1 protein-coding gene is annotated in these 1,261 nt (G+C 51.1%); it reads right to left on the bottom strand.

Features of this window, described 5'->3' with window-relative positions; all coding sequences use genetic code 11:
• Window positions 1-66: 66 nt before the first annotated feature.
• On the bottom strand, window positions 67-1,050 hold the full coding sequence (locus ACXRVY_RS29855; RefSeq protein WP_223462038.1) for a glycosyltransferase family 2 protein: 984 nt from the start codon (window positions 1,048-1,050) through the stop codon (window positions 67-69).
• Window positions 1,051-1,261: the final 211 nt, after the last annotated feature.

Below are 1,261 nucleotides of genomic sequence, written 5' to 3'. Positions count from 1 at the left end.
AGCCAGTCCAATACGAAGTTCGCGCCGATGAAGCCTGCACCGCCAGTTACTAAGATAGTCATTGATTCAGATCTTTTTCAGTAAAGTTGCGAGGATCAACCCCAGGTTTCCAAAAACGGTCTGTCGATACAAACCGGCTCGTTTAAACCCGAGAATCCTTGAAAAAAGTGGTTGCTCGCGCGCTGCCTTGAATTGGTCGAGCTTCACCAGATGCTCCTGGGTCAACCGATGGCGCATGGTTCCAAGAGCCTTGATGTTCAAGGTATTCCACTCATAAAAAAGTCCCCCAAACGCCATGCGCAAGCGTTTGATACGCGCCCACCAGTTGGAGTTGGTTCCGACGACATTTTCATCGTGCTGACGGTACAGTACCGTTGGTACAGGATCGTAGTGGACAGCCCCACCGACCCCGGAAATCAACTGATACGCCCACCAGTCATGAGAAGGCACATTCAGTTTGTCACCTGCTTCTTGCAGCAACGCGCGCGTGGCGTGGTTAAACACCATGGTGTTGCCGCCCCCGATATTTTGCACGAGCGCATTGGAAAAATGCGGCGCAAGAGCAAACTTGGGTGAGAAGCCAAAAGGTAAACCTGTCTCACTAATCAGCTCGGTGCGACCGCAGTAAAGGGCCGGCACATTCTCCGGGATAGACTTCAGCCAGGCTATCGCTTTCTCGAGCTTTTCATGCTTCCAGATATCGTCCTGATCAGCCCACGCATAGTAGTCAGCGTGAATGTCTGCCCGACAAGTGAGCGAAAGGAAATTTGCGACGAAACCTCGGCCAGGCCCATCGAAAACCTGGAGACGCCCCGCCTCCCATTGGGTAGTTGTGGCTTGAAGGATGTCCAGCGTCCGGTCTTGGGAGCCATCGTCCGAGACATAGACAGTCCAGTCACGATGAGACTGCTGCTGAAATGACTCCAGCTGCTCGGCTAAAAACGATTCTCCATTGTAGGAACACATCAGTATTGCGACTTTTTCAGTACGGCAATCACTCAATGTGGTACTGGCGCAAGAATGAAGAGCGCTGGACTCAGAGATACCCACAAAATTTCCTTCCCTGTATATGACAGGTGCAATACCAATTAGTACTTCTTCAATAAAATCAACACGATAAGGATTCGAGTCGTTTTCAGCGCTTGTTAATCAGGCCGTGTACGAGGAGTCAGCGCAGCACAACCGAATTCCCACGCAATGTCCCAAGCAACGCTGTCACCTGGCCATGAACGGCATTTTCTCATGAGATCTTGAGTACGAC

The organism is Pseudomonas sp. P5_A2_2, from assembly GCF_054177685.1.
This window is presented reverse-complemented; position numbering and strand designations above follow the sequence as displayed.